The 17,017-nt window shown below is 39.9% G+C and carries 11 protein-coding genes, 1 tRNA gene and 3 pseudogenes; 1 reads left to right on the forward strand and 14 read right to left on the reverse strand.

Going from position 1 to position 17,017, the window contains the following annotated elements:
• Positions 1-2 precede the first annotated feature (2 nt).
• Positions 3-275, forward strand: a complete 273-nt coding sequence (locus BIV16_RS07290) for a hypothetical protein (protein WP_143524670.1) — start codon at positions 3-5, stop codon at positions 273-275.
• 432 nt (positions 276-707) lie between these two features.
• Here the strand turns inward: BIV16_RS07290 and BIV16_RS07295 are convergent, their stop codons facing one another.
• The 14 genes and pseudogenes from BIV16_RS07295 to BIV16_RS07365 all read right to left on the reverse strand — a co-directional run bounded on the left by BIV16_RS07295 (position 708) and on the right by BIV16_RS07365 (position 16,900).
• Positions 708-1,763, reverse strand: coding sequence for an AbiH family protein (locus tag BIV16_RS07295; RefSeq protein WP_075678468.1), 1,056 nt, complete (start codon positions 1,761-1,763; stop codon positions 708-710).
• 274 nt (positions 1,764-2,037) lie between these two features.
• Complete coding sequence (gene metA, locus BIV16_RS07300) at positions 2,038-2,970, reverse strand: homoserine O-acetyltransferase MetA (protein WP_075678467.1); 933 nt, start codon at positions 2,968-2,970, stop codon at positions 2,038-2,040.
• An 11-nt stretch (positions 2,971-2,981) separates the two neighbouring features.
• Positions 2,982-4,979 carry an NAD-dependent DNA ligase LigA gene (gene ligA / locus BIV16_RS07305; RefSeq protein ID WP_075678466.1) on the reverse strand — a complete coding sequence of 666 codons (1,998 nt, stop codon included), beginning with the start codon at positions 4,977-4,979 and terminating at the stop codon, positions 2,982-2,984.
• A 32-nt stretch (positions 4,980-5,011) separates the two neighbouring features.
• Positions 5,012-5,803, reverse strand: coding sequence for a 23S rRNA pseudouridine(2604) synthase RluF (rluF, locus tag BIV16_RS07310; RefSeq protein ID WP_075678465.1), 792 nt, complete (start codon positions 5,801-5,803; stop codon positions 5,012-5,014).
• A gap of 117 nt (positions 5,804-5,920) precedes the next feature.
• A complete protein-coding gene (locus BIV16_RS07315) occupies positions 5,921-7,201 on the reverse strand; it encodes an SH3 domain-containing protein (protein WP_242940293.1) in 1,281 nt (426 codons plus the stop codon).
• A gap of 18 nt (positions 7,202-7,219) precedes the next feature.
• Positions 7,220-7,291: transfer RNA gene (locus BIV16_RS07320), tRNA-Arg, on the reverse strand.
• Between the two features lie 183 nt (positions 7,292-7,474).
• Positions 7,475-7,999: pseudogene (gene araD, locus BIV16_RS07325) on the reverse strand (L-ribulose-5-phosphate 4-epimerase AraD); the annotation flags it as partial.
• A gap of 277 nt (positions 8,000-8,276) precedes the next feature.
• Positions 8,277-8,630, reverse strand: a pseudogene (locus tag BIV16_RS07330) (transaldolase family protein); the annotation flags it as partial.
• 29 nt (positions 8,631-8,659) lie between these two features.
• Positions 8,660-9,938 (reverse strand): annotated as a pseudogene (locus BIV16_RS07335) (FGGY-family carbohydrate kinase).
• Between the two features lie 129 nt (positions 9,939-10,067).
• On the reverse strand, positions 10,068-11,192 hold the full coding sequence (locus tag BIV16_RS07345) for a DUF4422 domain-containing protein (protein ID WP_075678463.1): 1,125 nt from the start codon (positions 11,190-11,192) through the stop codon (positions 10,068-10,070).
• Between the two features lie 235 nt (positions 11,193-11,427).
• Positions 11,428-13,287 carry an ABC transporter ATP-binding protein gene (locus BIV16_RS07350; protein ID WP_075678462.1) on the reverse strand — a complete coding sequence of 620 codons (1,860 nt, stop codon included), beginning with the start codon at positions 13,285-13,287 and terminating at the stop codon, positions 11,428-11,430.
• Positions 13,280-15,430, reverse strand: coding sequence for an ABC transporter ATP-binding protein (locus tag BIV16_RS07355; RefSeq protein WP_075678461.1), 2,151 nt, complete (start codon positions 15,428-15,430; stop codon positions 13,280-13,282). The genes BIV16_RS07350 and BIV16_RS07355 overlap by 8 nt, the downstream gene beginning before the upstream one ends.
• 30 nt (positions 15,431-15,460) lie before the next feature.
• On the reverse strand, positions 15,461-15,952 hold the full coding sequence (locus tag BIV16_RS07360; RefSeq protein ID WP_159435893.1) for a MarR family winged helix-turn-helix transcriptional regulator: 492 nt from the start codon (positions 15,950-15,952) through the stop codon (positions 15,461-15,463).
• A 129-nt stretch (positions 15,953-16,081) separates the two neighbouring features.
• Positions 16,082-16,900, reverse strand: coding sequence for a shikimate kinase (locus BIV16_RS07365; RefSeq protein WP_075678960.1), 819 nt, complete (start codon positions 16,898-16,900; stop codon positions 16,082-16,084).
• Between the last annotated feature and the right edge of the window lie 117 nt (positions 16,901-17,017).

Genomic DNA, 17,017 nt, shown 5'->3' on the forward strand with positions numbered 1-17,017 from the left:
AAATGACACAAAAAGAGCGATACGAAAACGAGATAAAAGAGATTCAGGAGAAAATCGAATTCTTAAAAACCAAATGCAAAGAAAAACGGGAATTTATAAAAAAAGAAAATTTTTCACTTCGAGAATTAAATTTGAATAAATCAGATTATTTGATTAGCAAAATTAAATTTTCGGGCTTTTCAGACAGCGAAAATGTGCTGATTGTAATAATTGACTTTGAAGATGGCTCTTATTTGAGAAAAAGAATTTATAATTTTGAAGAAAAATTTGACTAGTCGAAACCGCCGCCCGGCGGTCTGCAGGAACTGCCCCACCTGCACCGATGAGACAGGGCGCTGCGGTCGATGTGTTTAATGATTTATAAAATTATCCGCTTGACAATTACCGTGCAAGCTCATAAAATCGAATTTAAGAACATTTCAGTATAAATCAGCCAGATTATCATTAAAATGTTTCCAATTCGAAAATGACGCGAATATGAAGTCTAGACAGTATATTATCGATAATGTATCATGAATAAGGCACTTTATCGTTGTAAAATTTTCTAGGAGGTCAAAATCATGATTGAATTACTATTTTACATAATGTTCTTTCCTATTATTCTAGCATTCAAACTATTTGGGTGGATTATAAAAGGAATTCTTGCCATTCTACGAATGATTGGATTTATAGATATTTTCAAATAAAGCAAAAAGACCGTGCAGCTTCTATTCGCTGCACGGTTCAAATTTAATAAATCCGTTCTGAATAAGCTTGGTTGCTTCTTCTTTTCCAAACACATCTATCAGATTGATTACTTTCTGTTCGTAGTCATCCTGATTATATATATAAATCACAAATCCTCTTGCCAAACTTCGCAATTTTACGATAATATCTCCGTCTGTTTTATCCATAGAATGACCATAAAAATAAACAATTGGTTTTGGCGATAAAACGTTATTCCGATCTATCAATCTTGCTTCGTTTATATACCCGGTCAATTTCTGTATTCTCTGAAAATACTTTTTAAAATATACAAAATCCAAATTCATTTCATCCTCGTCATTAAATCCGAGAACCATATTATTTTTATCAAGACTTCCATGAACATGAAATACATCTTCCGGCTTTATTCCATAGATTCTATATGTATCAGTGTAATTAAAAGAAATAACATAAGATGGATTTACTTCTTCGATTTGGTGAATTTTCTTTATGCTCTCACATTTTTCATTCATTTGATTTTTTAAATATATTCGCAAAAGTTCTATTATTTCATCCAATTGTTTTTTTAGTAAATTCAAGATTTCTCGCTTATTTAATCCAAAGGCATTTGTATAATACTTATTATCCAAATGCATAGAATGAATGCTGGAACGGGAATAATCCTTATCATACAGCAATACAAATGAATGTAAGCAATATATAGTTTTTAGCATACCACTTTTTGACATATCTATTCGTGCTGAATCCCATGATATGCATCCTCTATTATCTATAAAAGATGGATATTTAGAAAAAAATAATTCAAAATACCCAATTATTTCTTTTATTAATCTTTCTAAATCTACCCAGCCAGGCACCACGTTAGTATAACGAAAAAAATATCCTACGAATCCATTGCTTTCTATGCACTTATGAATAAATTCACGTTCAGACTGATTTTCGATAAAACTATCATCTTCTTTTGCTTTCTTAATCCAATCAATAAAATCATCATATCTAGTGTTTAATTCGTGTGACAAATCAAATCCGTTTCCGATAACTAAAATATTGTGCTCCATAATCTTCCTCTTTCGTAATTAACAAATGAATTGTTGTAATACATCGATTATATAACAAACCATAATTTTGTGCAAAAAAAGAGAAGATGTAAAAAACATTCTTCTCATATTTTTGTCATATCAAGGCTCTTATTTAATTTTTCTTATAGTATCAGTTTTGTGTGTAGTACTACACACGCTTTACACACACTTGCTATTAAAATACATAAAAATTTATAGAATTTTATATTTTTCAGTACCTTTCAACAAATCCCATAAAATCAACTCAAATGCCTTATTTTCCCACAATCTCATCCATATTAATAAACGAATACGGCGTTGTCTGATAGACGTAGTAGTTTAACCAATTCAGGTACAGTGCATTTCCGTGGGATCTCCACTGTAATCTTGGTTTCTTGGTATCATCATCATCCGGGTAATAATTCTTTGGCGGTGCAATCGGAAGACCTTTTTCCTTGTCTCTCATATACTCTTTGTGAAGTGTCATTCTGTCATACTCTGGATGACCCATCACAAAAATCTTGCGGCCTTCGTTTGCAATCACAAGAAAAACTCCTGCTTCTTCGGATTCTGCTAAAATCGTCAAATCATCCACTGCTTCAATGTCTTCTTTTAACACCTCGGTGTGTCTGGAATGCGGTGCCATGAAATAATCATCAAAACCTCTGACAAGCGGAACCTTGCGGTTCTTTACGTGGTGTTCATAAACACCGAACTTCTTTTCTTTTAACATATGTTTTGGAATTCCATAATGGTAATAGAGTCCTGCCTGGGCTCCCCAGCACAAATGAAGGGTCGATGTTACATGTGTTTTGCTCCACTCCATGATTTCACACACTTCATCCCAGTAATCTACCTCTTCGTATTCCATCTGCTCTACCGGGGCACCTGTGATGATGAGCCCGTCAAGATTCTGTTTTTTTATATCATCAAAGGTCTGGTAAAACTTGTTCAGATGACTCAAAGACGTGTTCTTTGACACATGGCTTTTTACTGCAAGGAATGTCACATCCACCTGCAACGGCGTATTGGAAAGAGAACGTAAAATCTGAAGTTCCGTGTCCTCTTTTAACGGCATTAAGTTCAGGATTCCAATGTTAATCGGGCGGATATCCTGATGGGATGCACGTTTTTCATCCATAACAAATATATTTTCCTGTTCGAGAATCTCTTTTGCAGGCAGATCACTTTGTGTTTTAATTGGCATTTCTAATCCCTCTATTCTTCCAGCATTTTATATAATTCTTCCTCTGAAATTACCGGTATTCCAAGGTTCTGCGCTTTGGTAAGCTTCGAACCGGCCGCCTCTCCTGCGAGCACATAACTTGTCTTTTTTGATACAGAGCCAGAAACTTTCGCTCCATGTTTTTCCAGTAATTCAGCTGCTTCTTTTCTTCCTAAAGATGGCAGTGTTCCTGTAACTACAAATGTAAGTCCGGCAAATTTATCATCTGCCCCCTCTTCCTCTTGCAGTTCCATATTAACGCCACTCTCTTTCAGACGTTTTAGAATTCTTTGATTTTCTTCCTCATCGAAAAAGTCACGGATACAGATGGCGCTAATCTCACCGATATCATTTACCTGTTTCAAATCCTCCACAGAGGCGCCTACTAACGCATCGATATTCTTAAATACTTTTAAAATACCTTTTGCTGCCGCCTTTCCGACATTTGGAATTCCAAGTCCTGTCAAAAGCTTGTAGGCATCATTTTCTTTGGAAGATTCGATTGCAAGAAGCAGTTTATCTGTATTCTTTTCTTTTCCTATAATTCCCTGTTCAATCAGTTCATCACGATGATTCTTTAAATCGTAAATATCTGCAACATCTTTAATATACCCCAAACGAACCAGTTCTTCAATATAGACTGTTCCAAAACCTTTGATATCCATCGCATCTCTTCCGACAAAATTGATGATATGACGCTCTAACTGTGCCGGACAGGTCAAGGAAGTACATTTGATATCCGCAGTATCTTTTTCCCGCTCTGTCTTTGCGCCACAGACCGGACAGCGGTCTGGTATTGCAAATCTTACCCAATCCGATGGACGTTTCTCTTTTCTTACTTCCTTTACTTTTGGAATAATTTCACCTGACTTGTAAACCACAATGGTATCACCGATTCCAATGTCAAGGTCATCGATAAAATCCTGATTGTGAAGCGTTGCCCGGGATACGCTGGTACCACACAAACGGATTGGTTCAAAAATCGCAGTCGGTGTGATTCGACCTGTTCTTCCAACTGACAGTTCGATATCCAAAAGCTTTGTTTCTTTTTCTTCCGGTGGGTATTTATATGCAACTGCCCATCTTGGTACTTTTGTGGTTGCTCCTAACTTCTCGCGGTCCGAATAACGGTTCACCTTGACAACGGCACCATCGATATCGTATGCAAGGTTTCCTCTGTTTTCTCCGATTGCCGTAATCGCATCCCAGACTTCGTCTGCACTCTTACAGACTTTATAATCGTCAATTACTGTTACTCCCTGCTTTTTTAAATATTCATACCCTTGTGTATGGGTTTCAAACTCCATTCCTCTTACCTGTTGGATATTAAAAATAAAAAGGGATAATTCACGTTCCTTTGTCACTGCACTGTCAAGCTGGCGAAGTGTTCCTGCTGCACAGTTTCTTGGATTGGCAAACGGCTTCTTTCCTAACAGTTCCTGGCGCTCATTGACACGATCAAAGTTCTCTGTTTTCATATAGACTTCCCCACGAATTTCCAAATACTCTGGTGCGTCTTTTAATTTCTTTTTGACATCCTTGATTACTTTCGCATTCGCCGTTACATCTTCTCCAAAATTGATTCCGTCCCCACGAGTCTCCGCTAATACAAGTTCACCGTTTTCATAGCGAAGTGTCATAGAAAGTCCATCAATCTTATATTCCACAACGAACTCCGGATCATCTAACTGTTCCTGCATCTCTTCTACAAAACGATAGATTTCTTCTCTTGAAAATACATCCTGTAAACTTAACATTGGCACATTGTGGCGAACCAGCACGCCGGCCTCTCTTTTTGCCGTTCCCCCAACATGCTGTGTTGGAGAATCCGGTGTCACAAGTTCCGGGTGCTCTTTTTCTAACGCCTTTAGCTCATTCATCATCATATCATACTCATAATCCGTAATCTCAGGACTATCCATGTTATAATAACGATTGCTATGATATTCTAAGGTCTTTCTTAATTCTTTGACTCTTTCTTCCGCGGACATCTTTTTCTCTCCATTTCCAATTTCTAATCTAACTACAAATGTTTTTGATTGTATTTTGCCTTTTCACCAGATTTCTTCTTGGTCTCTTTGGCATAAACGGTTTGATTAGACGAATTCTCAATCAGTTTTGATAATGTTTTAAATTCTTCTGGTGTCACCTTCCGGTATTTTCCAACCTCAAGGTCTCCCAACTCAATATTCATGATTCTGACACGTCTTAACTTTTCCACACGATATCCAAAATATTCACACATCCGGCGAATCTGTCGGTTAAGCCCCTGTGTCAAAATAATCTTAAACTCCCGTTTTCCAGTCTGTTTGACATGGCATTTTCTTGTCGTTGCTCCTAGTTCCACAAGCGGAACCCCATTTGCCATTCCATGAAGAAAAGAATCTGTGACTGGTTTATTTACTGTCACGATATATTCTTTCTCATGATGGTTTCCAGCACGCATCATCTTATTTACGATTTCTCCATTATTGGTCAAAAGAAGAAGACCCTCTGAGTCCTTATCTAGTCTTCCAATCGGGTACACACGTTTCGGATAGTTGACAAAATCAACCACATTGTGTTTATCAAAAGATGCTGTCGTACAGACAATTCCAACCGGCTTATTTAACGCAAGTAGAATCATCTCTTCTTCCTTTGTCACTTCTTTTCCGTTAAAGCATACCCTCTGCCCCGGATACACACGTTCTCCCGTTGTTGCAACTTTTCCATCTATCGTAATATTTCCCGCTTCAAGCTGTCTGTCTGCCTCTCTTCTTGAGCACACACCCGCTTCACTTAAGAATTTATTAATTCGAACTCCATCCTGCTCCATACATTTCCTCCTTACCGCACGAAAACGTTTCCACACTTCTTTCTTTTATGTGAAAAAACGGAGACTTCACATATCGAAAAGTCTCCGCCTCTATACACTTTTTAAATGTCTTAAAACTTATTGAAGTAATTCGGTCTTCACATAACCTTCCTTACCATTCCAGGTAACCTTTGTCCAGCCTTCTGCATAGCTCATTACAACGGTAACTTTTTCTCCTGCGAATGCAACACCAACTTTATCTGCTGTCTCACTCATAGAAGAACGAATGTTGGTGGAAGCTGTTAATGTAATGACAGTTCCTTCTGCAATATCACCTGCTGCTGTTCCGGCATCCGTACTCTGTGCAGGCGCATCTGTTGTCAAAAATTCACTCTTAATATAACCGGTAGAACCATTGTAATCAATAATGCTCCAGTCACCATCTGTTCCGGTTCTTGTAAAGCTTGTGCCGCCTTCTGCTGTTCCAAGCTTATCAGAATTCTCATCTGCTGCACTTCTGACATTTACCTTAGAGGTAGTATAAACAGTCTCTGTTGTTACCTGTGGCTCCTGCGGTGTCTCTTCCTGTGGTGTCTCCTCCTGTGGAGTTTCTTCCTGAGGCGTCTCTTCCTGTGGTGTCTCAGTTTCAGTTGTTTCTGTCGATTGTGAGGTGACAGATGTTACCCAGGATGCAATCGCATCTTTTAATGTTGTTGAAATCATATTGGATAAATTCGGGTCTGCTGCAAGTGCACTCTCATATTTTGCCTGTACATCCTGCTGCAATGCAACCACGTCATCTTCCTGCTCAAACTGTGTAATCAGGCTTTGAATATTTGCATCCAATGCATTTTCCTGATTTGTGTAATTATACTGACTATATAAGTTATCAATATAAAGACTTCCATCCGGATTTGTTCTTACATAGAAGAAATCAAGTCCTGGTGCTAATATATCAACACCGACAAATTTCATTTCCATATATACTGACACCAGATAAGAAGTATCATCTGCTCCCTTTTTGGTATAGCAGCTGATGTTCTGATATCCTTCTACATACTGGCTGAATACCCCGATATAACTCTGTTCGTTTGCAGAGATTGGTGATGCAAGTGTTGATAATGTTGCAATATCACCATTGGCATATGCAGTATAGTAGTTGTTAATCAGTTCATTAATTGCCGGATTGGCATCCACTTCATATTCCTGTGCAGTTGTATCAGAAACCTCTGTCTGCTCTGTCTCAATCACATTCTGTGCATCTTTCTTATCCTTCGGATTGGTACATTGTGCAAGCACAATCACAAGAACAACAAATAATACACCGGCTGTAATATATCGAATATTTTTCTTACAAAAATCTATCATTTTCTGGAATGTTTCTTTTTTTAAAAAATCTTTTACTTTTGAAAAGTCCATCTTATCCTCCTTAAAAAGTGCGCCTGGCGGGAATCGAACCCGCATTACTGGAGTCGGAGTCCAGTGTTCTATCCATTAGACTACAGCCGCTTATCTATCAAAATTTTAGGAATTATCATACGAATCTAACTTCATTTGTTTTGTTGTTTTTTTGTAACAATTTCTTAACAACTGTTTTCTATAATAACAAAGATGATTTCAAAAGTCAATGCACCATGACAGAAAAAAGGCTTGATTGGAAACGTTTTTTTCCACCAAGCCTCTTTTTTTATTCTACTGACCGTAATATGCATTTTCTCCATGTTTCCGGTAAAAATGCTTTTCTTTTATGGAATCCGGTGCCGGTTTCACATTTGGATTCAGTAGTTCCGTATAACGCGCCATTTTTGCAACTTCTTCTAAGACAACTGCATTGTGAACTGCTTCCTTTGCATCTTTTCCCCAGGTAAACGGTCCATGGTTTGCACAAAGGACTGCCGGTGTATACATCGGATTTCTCTTTCTTTGTTCAAAAGTCTCTACAATGACAAGTCCGGTATTTTTCTCGTATGCCTCGTCAATCTCTTCTTTTGTCAGGCTTCTTGTGCACGGAATCTCGCCAAGGAAATAATCCGCATGTGTAGTTCCATACAGTGGGATATCTCTCGCTGCCTGTGCCCACGCCACTGTTTCCGTGGAGTGAGTATGTACGATGCCACCGATTTCTTTAAAATGCTGATACAACTCCAAATGCGTTGCGGTGTCAGAAGACGGATTTAAATGACCCTCCACACGGTTTCCCTTCAAATCCATCGCAACCTCCTAATGTTTATTGTCCAAAAACGGCAGAGCCGTCCTCCGTCTTTGACAACTTCTAATCTCCAAATACGGCAGAGCCGTCCTCCGTCTTTGACAACTTCTAATCTCCAAATACGGCAGAGCCGTCCTCCGTCTTTGACAACTTCTAATCTCCAAATACGGCAGAGCCGTCCTCCGTCTTTGACAACTTCTAATCTCCAAATACGGCAGAGCCGTCCTCCGTCTTTGACAACTTCTAATCTCCAAATACGGCTCTATAGTCCGCCTGGAACTTCTCAATTCCCTGATTTGCACTGAAAATCAATGTCACACTTGTCTTAATTTTCTCTGCGCAAAGAACCTTAACCGCTTTTAATCCCTCTATTGTCATTGGAATTTTTACAACCATGTTTGGATGAATGGCTGCGATTTCACGACCTTCTTTGATTATGCCTTCTGCATCGGTTGTCGTTGCTTTTACTTCCCCGGAAATTGGTCCATCTACAATGGATGTAATCTCTTTGATTACTTCCGTAAAATCTCTGCCCTCTTTTGCAATCAAAGATGGGTTGGTTGTAACTCCACAGATAACCCCCATATCATTCGCTTTTCTAATGTCGTCTACATTTGCTGTGTCAATAAAAAATTTCATGACTTCTCCTTTCTTTTGGAACTAAAATTTTATAAATTTTTCAGGCAGTCAACCGCAGCTTGTTCTACCGTTAACCCCTGTTTATAACGTTCTAAGAAATGGTCAAACCCTGTTACATCCTGTTCATCCGAATAAATGGTACTTCCGTTATCCTCCAAAAAAACTTTGCGTTTTAAATAGGTATCCAGTTTTTCCTTTTCCTCTTTTTGAACGAGATAAGAGGCAAGAAGTGCAATTCCCCATGCTCCGCCTTCTCCTGCTGTTTTCATCACCGTCACCGGTGTATTTAACGCTGCTGCAGTCATGCGTTGTCCAACTTCTTTTGTCTTAAAAAGTCCGCCATGACCGGTAATCCGATCCAGTTTGACCTGCTCGTCTTTCAGCAAAATATCCATTCCTGCTTTCAATGCGCCAAGCGATGTATATAGATGCACTCTCATGAAATTTGCGAGTGTAAAGCTGCTCTGTGGTGTCCGCACAAACAATGGCCGTCCCTCCGTGAAACCTGTAATATGTTCCCCAGAAACATAATTATATGCTAACAATCCACCACAGTCTGCGTCTCCTTCTAAGGCTTTCCGGTAAAGGGTACCGTAAAGTTCATCCATATCGACTTTTCTTCCAAGGCTTTCCTCAAACTCCCGGAACAGGTTCACCCACGCATTCAAATTCGAGGTACAGTTATTACAATGCACCATTGCAACTGCATGCCCCTCCGGGGTCGTGACAAGGCCTAACTCCTCATGAAGGTTTTGTAACTCCTTTTCCAGCACAACCATCGCAAAAACAGATGTTCCCGCCGAGACATTTCCGGTTCGAACCGCCACTGCATTCGTTGCCACCATCCCGGTTCCGGCATTTTCTCCGGCAGCAAGAACCTTTGGAAAAATATCGCGAAGTTTCCATGGATACTGCAGCGGTGCAATCTTTTCTTCAAACTGTTCTATCATGGTCTGATTGAAATCGTGTGTTGCTCCATCAATCGGAAACATTCCAGATGCCTCGCCAACCCCAAGCACCTTCTGTCAGTTCTTTGGATGCCTGCCCTGTCATCGTATTTCGCCAGGTACGAAATGGAACTAAAAGTTCTCCCTTTTGATCTAAGACAAGATAACCATGCATCATCGCAGAAAATCCGATTGCTGCAAGCTTTGTAAGTGTCACTCCATATTTTTGCTGTACGTCCTTTGCCATTTTTGTATAGGCATCCTGTAAACCACTCCAGATTTAATCCAATGAATACGTCCAGATCTGGTTCAATTCCAAGCACGCTTTCCCATTTAAAATCGTATCTTTCGTACTGCTCATGTAAAATCCTCCACCACTTTTTCCTGTTTCATCTTACAACTTGCCCATTCCCAAAAACAAGTTATTTTTTAACTACTTTTTTGGAATTAACATCCATTTTTTATCCTTTTCTTCTGTCAGGATGAATTTTTAGCACTCTTTTGCTGTTATTTTTTGCTCAAGGAATGAATATAACCTTTCTTTCTCTTCATCACTGCCCTTTAACATCAGAACCGCTACCCGGATTTCTTCCGTTGAAATCCGTTTCTCTTTTAAAACGGCAATGTTATCTTCTTCTACAATTCCATTTCTTGCCTTTAAAACTACGTGATTTAAAACGGTAAACTCCTTCATCAATTCCGCAAAATCGCAGCTGCGCTCCAAAAGAATTGGAAGTCCTTTTTTCTCCTCCTGCTCCATCGTTGCAAGCACCTGCATCGAAAGTTTTAATTCTCCTGTCACATCTGATGCTTCCATCAATACGTCTGGCCTGTGCTGTAATGTCTGTAAAAAATATTGTTTTGCCCCCACAACATCCTTTTTTGCAAAAAAATCTGCCAGTTTTTCTTTTACTTCCCTTGTCTCGGCTTTTTCGCCAAGCATTCCCACTTTGCATTCATAGACTTTTAACTTCCTTGTTGTGACAAAGACAAGCAGCAAAAATTCCGAAATAAATCCAAATACTCTTTTGTGATAATCATCCTCACCGGTCTCAAGATTGATTCGCTTTTGCACCTCAAAAAAGATGGAAAACAGCCAGGTACAATAATCGTCAAACAAGGCATGTGAAGTCACAAGAATATTTCCAAAATAGGTCTCATTGGAGTGCACCAGACGAACGAAATCGGGATAATATTCTGGATATTTTTCCTGGATAACCTCCCCTGTCACATCCAGGGCATGAATGTTATGATTCGCCGAAAATCCATCATAATAAGAATTGTTTAACTGCACCCTAAGTGTCGTAACCATATCGTATTCTTTTAAAAGTTCTTCGTATTCTTTCTTTGTGAAAATTTTATCAAACCGGTTCAGCAAATACCTGCGATAATGACAGGTTCCGATGTAATCATCCTCGTGATAATTCTTCCAGATCCAGTAAAATCCTGTCAGTTCACTATAATAGCAGTTCAAATTTGAAATATGCTCTCCGGTGTCGTCACACCAATATCCCAAATCCTCTTTTCCAAAATGACCGACCTGCAGCGGCTGATACATCCTATCCGGCGGAATCTCAAATTTTTTATGTGTAAATGTAAATATCTTGATACTCATCGCAGCTCCTCTTTCTACTCATGCTCACATCTCTTTGAACTCCATTATAAACCAGTTATTTCAAGAAAGAAACTGTCGAAAGACGGCTTTTCCTATACCATACAAATTTAGATACAAAAATACTTCACAACTTAGTGGTCGAAAAATTGAAAGCCAGGTCTTATCTGTTACGATAAAAGAACAGTAGACCTGGCTTTGAACATCATATTTCGTTTTCTAAATTGTAAAGTATTTTTTATTCTGCAATCGCATCTTCAAACTGTGAATTGTAAAGTCCTGCATAAAATCCATTCTGTGCAAGCAGCGTTTCATGATTTCCCTGCTCGACGATATCACCGTCTTTCATGACAAGAATCAAATCCGCATCACGAATGGTAGAAAGTCTGTGTGCGATAACGAAGCTGGTTCGTCCTTTCATCAAGTGATCCATCGCCTTTTGAATTGCAATTTCTGTTCTGGTATCAACCGATGATGTTGCCTCGTCAAGAATCAGAATCTTATTATCTGCTAAGATTGCACGTGCAATCGTAAGCAGCTGTTTTTGACCCTGGGAGACATTGCTTGCATCCTCGTTTAATTCCATCTGATATCCACCCGGCAATGTCTTGATGAAGTGATCTGCATGTGCTGCTTTTGCTGCTGCAATGACCTCTTCATCGGTCGCATCTAACCGTCCATAACGGATGTTTTCCATAATAGTTCCTTTAAACAGCCAGGTATCCTGGAGAACCATGCCGAACGCATCCCGAAGTTCACGCCGGTTAAAGTCTTTTACATTATGACCGTCTACAAGGATTGCTCCACTGTTTACATCATAAAAACGCATCAGAAGTTTTACCATTGTCGTCTTTCCGGCTCCGGTCGGACCTACAATTGCAATCTTTTGTCCAGGTTTTACGCTGGCGCTAAAATCATTTATAATCGTCTGATCTTCATGATATCCAAAGTGAACGTGTTCAAATTCCACTTCGCCTTTGATTTCTGCTAAGCGAACCGGATTCTCAACAATCTGGTCTTCTTCCTCTTCCTCTAAGAATTCAAAGACACGCTCGGAGGCTGCAGCCATGGACTGTACCTGATTGATAACCTGTGCAATCTGCTGAATTGGCTGTGTGAAATTTTTCACATACTGGATGAATGCCTGAATATCACCAATCTGAATCACATTTCGAATGACGAGCAAGCCACCTGTCAACGCAACTGCTGCATATCCTAAGTTGCCGACAAATGTCATGATTGGCATCATCATTCCAGACAAAAACTGTGACTTCCATGCGGAATCAAACAAGATTTCATTGGTCTTTTCAAATTCGTCTACAACGGCTTTTTCTTTATTAAATACTTTGATGACCATATGACCGCCGTAAACTTCTTCGACCTGACCGTTGATATGTCCTAAGTACTCCTGCTGGGACTTAAAATACTTCTGTGATTTTTTTACCACAAAAGAGACAAGCACTGCTGAGATTGGTAGAATTACAAGCGCAATCAGTGTCATAAGCGGCGAAATGCTAAGCATCATGATAAAGACACCAATCAAGGTGGCAACCGAGGTAATAATCGTTGTAATACTCTGGTTTAAGCCCTGACCTAACGTATCGACATCATTGGTGATACGGGATAACACTTCACCATATGTGCGGCTTTCAAAATAGCGCATCGGCATACGGTTGATTTTCTCTGAAATTTCTTTACGCAGCTGGTAACATACCTTCTGTGTAATTCCTGTCATAATCCATCCTTGAATGAAACTAAAGATGGCACTTCCTGCATACAGGCAAAGTACAAAAATCAGGATTTTTCCGATATGATTAAAATCGATGCCTCCTGTTCCCGCAATCTTAGCCATCAGTCCCTCTGACAAGGATGTCGTTGCTTTTCCTAAAATCTTTGGCCCAATAACATTAAATACCGTGGAGCAGGCTGCAAATAAAACAACCACAATAATTCCAATTTTGTAAGCTCCGATATAAGAAGATAATTTTCCGATGGCAGCCTTTAAATTCTTTGGTTTTTTACCCGGCATCATGCCTCTGCCCGGCCCTCTCATCGGTCTGCGCTGTTTATTTTGTGTATGATTTGTCTCGTTACTCATTGCAAATCACCTCACCTTCTGATTCAATTCCTAACTCTTTTGCAGACAACTGTGATTTTGCAATCTGCTGATATACGTCACAGTTTTTCAAAAGCTGTTCATGCGTTCCTTTTCCAACGATTCTTCCCTCGTCTAACACAAGAATCTGATCTGCATGTAAAATGGTACTGATTCTTTGTGCCACGATGATAACCGTACTGTCTGCAACCTTTTTCGATAATGCCTTACGAAGTGCTGCATCTGTCTTTAAATCAAGTGCAGAAAAACTGTCATCGAACACGAAAATTTTCGGTTTCTTTGCAATGGCACGTGCAATGGCAAGACGCTGTTTTTGTCCACCGGAAACATTGGTACCACCCTGTGCAATCGAGCTATCGTATTTTTCATTTTTTTCTTCAATGAAATCGGATGCCTGTGCGATGGCTGCTGCTTCTTTGATTTCCTCATCGGTTGCATCTTCTTTTCCAAATCGTAAGTTGGATGCAATTGTTCCAGAAAACAGCACACCTTTTTGCGGTACAAATCCGATTTCTTCTCTTAAATCTTCCATACGAAGAGAACGAATATCTTTTCCGTCCAATGTGATTTTACCTTCTGTCACATCATAAAGACGTGGAATCAGATTGACTAATGTTGATTTTCCACAGCCGGTACTACCGATAATCGCAGTTGTCTTTCCTGACTCTGCCACAAAATCAATGTCACTTAACGCATTCTCCTCACCGCCCGGATAACAGAATGAAACATGTTCAAATCGTAACAATCCATTGTGGGATGTCATTTCAAGTGGATTTTCCTCTTCCACAATTGTTGATTTTGTCTGCACAACTTCGTCAATTCGTTCTGCTGCCACCGCTGCTCTTGGAAGCATTACGGACATCATCGTAAGCATTAAGAAGGACATTACAATCATCATTGCGTATGTGATAAACGCTGTCATTGCACCAACCTGCATGGTTCCTGCGTCAATTTTATGTGCTCCTACCCATACGATTCCAATGCTAAGACAGTTCATAATCAACATCATTCCAGGCATCATAAATGTCATGACCCTGTTTGTAAAAAGCATCGTCTTAGTAAGTTCTTTGTTGGCATCGTCAAAACGTTCTTCTTCCTTTTTCTCACGTCCAAATGCACGGATAACCGGAATACCAGTTAAAATTTCTCTAGATACCAAGTTCACACGGTCTACTAATTTTTGCATCAGCTGGAATTTTGGCATTGCAACCGACATTAAAACAGCAACAAAACCTAAAATCACAAGGATTGCAAGTACGATGACCCAGCCCATTCCGGCACCGGTCTGTGCTACTTTTATGACACCACCGATTCCAAGAATTGGTGCATACGCTACCATACGAAGCAGCAAAGCTGATACCATCTGAATCTGCTGGATATCATTCGTACTTCTTGTAATCAAAGATGCCGTGGAAAAACGATCCATCTCCGCATTGGAGAATCCAACTACATTTTTAAATACATTGTCTCGAAGTCCCCTTCCGATTCCGGCGCCAACCCTGGATGCGAAAAATCCGACTAACACTGTCGTAACACCCATCAAAAGCGCCATTGCAACCATTCGAAGTCCCTCTGACCAAAGATACCTCGTCTGGATGTGATTCAAATCAACACCTGCATTTTCTTCACAGGATACTGCATAGGCAATTCCCATCGATTTTACCAAAGAACTTCCCATCGTATCGATTTTCTCATCCACTTTTTCTCTCATCGCAAGAATGCTCTTTTTTGTCATACTTTCAGGTGGAATCTGCTGTGTCTGCTCCTGTCCCGACATCGTAAGCTGGTAGTTCATCAACAGCGGTGTCGTAAATTCTTCATCCAATGCGTCCAGTTCGTTTTTGTCCTGTACTGTCAACACATAATTTTCACCCTGTTTTTCGTAACTGTCCTGCCAGTCCTTTACTTCCTCGTCTGTCATAAAAAGCTGTGCCATCTCATAATCTTCTTCTGTCATTTCCGATGGCAGCACGTGTTCAACACCATTATGAATGATTCCCACATCAATAATGTCAGATGTGTACTGTGGTAAGGACAAATCACACCATGCCTGCACAAACAAAAGCAGCACAATGATGATGATACTCTTCCAGTATGGAATCATATTTTTTGCTATTTTACTCATCCTTTTCTTCCTCTTTTCTCCTTCTAAATATTATGCAATGTCTGCATCCTGTCTTTTTCCGTCTTTTGGAGGCTTCGCTACGGCACGTTTCTTAATTTCCTGTGCAGAAACCTCGTAAACTTCTTTCAGGTATGCAATCAGATGTTCCATCTTTTCTTCATCCAGACGTTCAAACACCGCATGGGAAAAGTCATTCATAATCTGCTCTGCATTCGCTAGAACTTCCTTTCCCTTTTGAGTAAGAAACACATACGTGTTCCTCCTGTCCTCCGTATCCACCGAACGCTCTATCATACCCCGCTCTTCTAGGCCTTTCAGCGTCCTGGATGCTGCCGGAGTTGCAACCCGCATCTGCTGCGCCAATTCCGAGACCCTGACACCTTTTCCTTCTTTCTCTTTACCCACACATTCAATCGTCATAAGCGTGCGGAAATCACTTCCGCTCAACTCCGGAAACATCGATGTGATATCCAGCTTCCGGAAACGATGAAAGGCTTCGAAGAATTCATTCTTTTGTTTCAATTTCATCACCTCTAATTAGTTAACATTGTTATCTATTATCATATGTTAACTAATTTAGCAAAAAAAAGACTGCCCGTCAAGGCAGTCCGTTTACATTTTTCAAAGCTTTTCGAGATTGTTTATATTTTTTTAGATTTCTGCTTCCTGTGCTTTTTTCTTCTCATCCGCATTGTCTAATGCAATCAATTTTGAAATAATCTCCTCGCAGATTGTCACTACATCCTTGCCGTCCGTTGCAACCACGACATCTGCTACCTGCTGGTAACGCTCTCTTCTCTTTTCCATCAGGCTGCTGATAAATTCCACATTCATGTTGTTATTTAAGATTGGTCTTTCATCGCTGTCTTTGACACGCTCGTAGATGGTCTCCGGCTTAGCCGTAAGGAGTACCACTCTGCCGTGCTTTTTCATATGGTCAGCATTTTCCTCTCTCATGACAACACCACCGCCACAGGATACAATCGTCTGGCTTTTCTTCTGTAATTCAATCAATGTGTTGCTCTCAAGGTTTCTAAAGTATGCCTCTCCGTATTCGTCAAAAATCTCAGAGATAGACATTCCCTGTTTCTCTACAATCATCTGATCCATCTCGACACGTTCCATTTCAAGCTTGCGCTGCAATTCTCCCGCAATCGTGCTTTTTCCTGCACCCATGAATCCAATCAAAAAAATGTTGTAGTCAAACAGGCTCTTCGCCTGGATACGGCGGCTGTTTTTCATGATATATTTAAAAATATCAAGAATCTCTTCCTCAAATTCACAGTCCCCTAACTTTGCTTCCAAGGCATCTGTCTGTTTCTTCTCCTGCTCCGGCTGTAAAATCGGAATACCGGTCGCCTTCTTGTACGCAATGATTTCCTGAATATGAGACATACGAATCGCCAACTGCTCAATAATTACATCATCACATTCTCCAATTTTTTTTCGAATCTCCTCAAGTCTTTCCATGCTATCTAATCTCCCTGTCATTTTTTTGTAAAAATCCTGCATAGCAATTTCCTATAAAGATTCGGGTGTCAAAAGGTTGTTCACAAATTTGTTATTGGCAAATTGGCTTGTCATTGT

Source organism: Roseburia sp. 831b (assembly GCF_001940165.2).
Taxonomy (GTDB): Bacteria; Bacillota; Clostridia; order Lachnospirales; family Lachnospiraceae; genus Roseburia.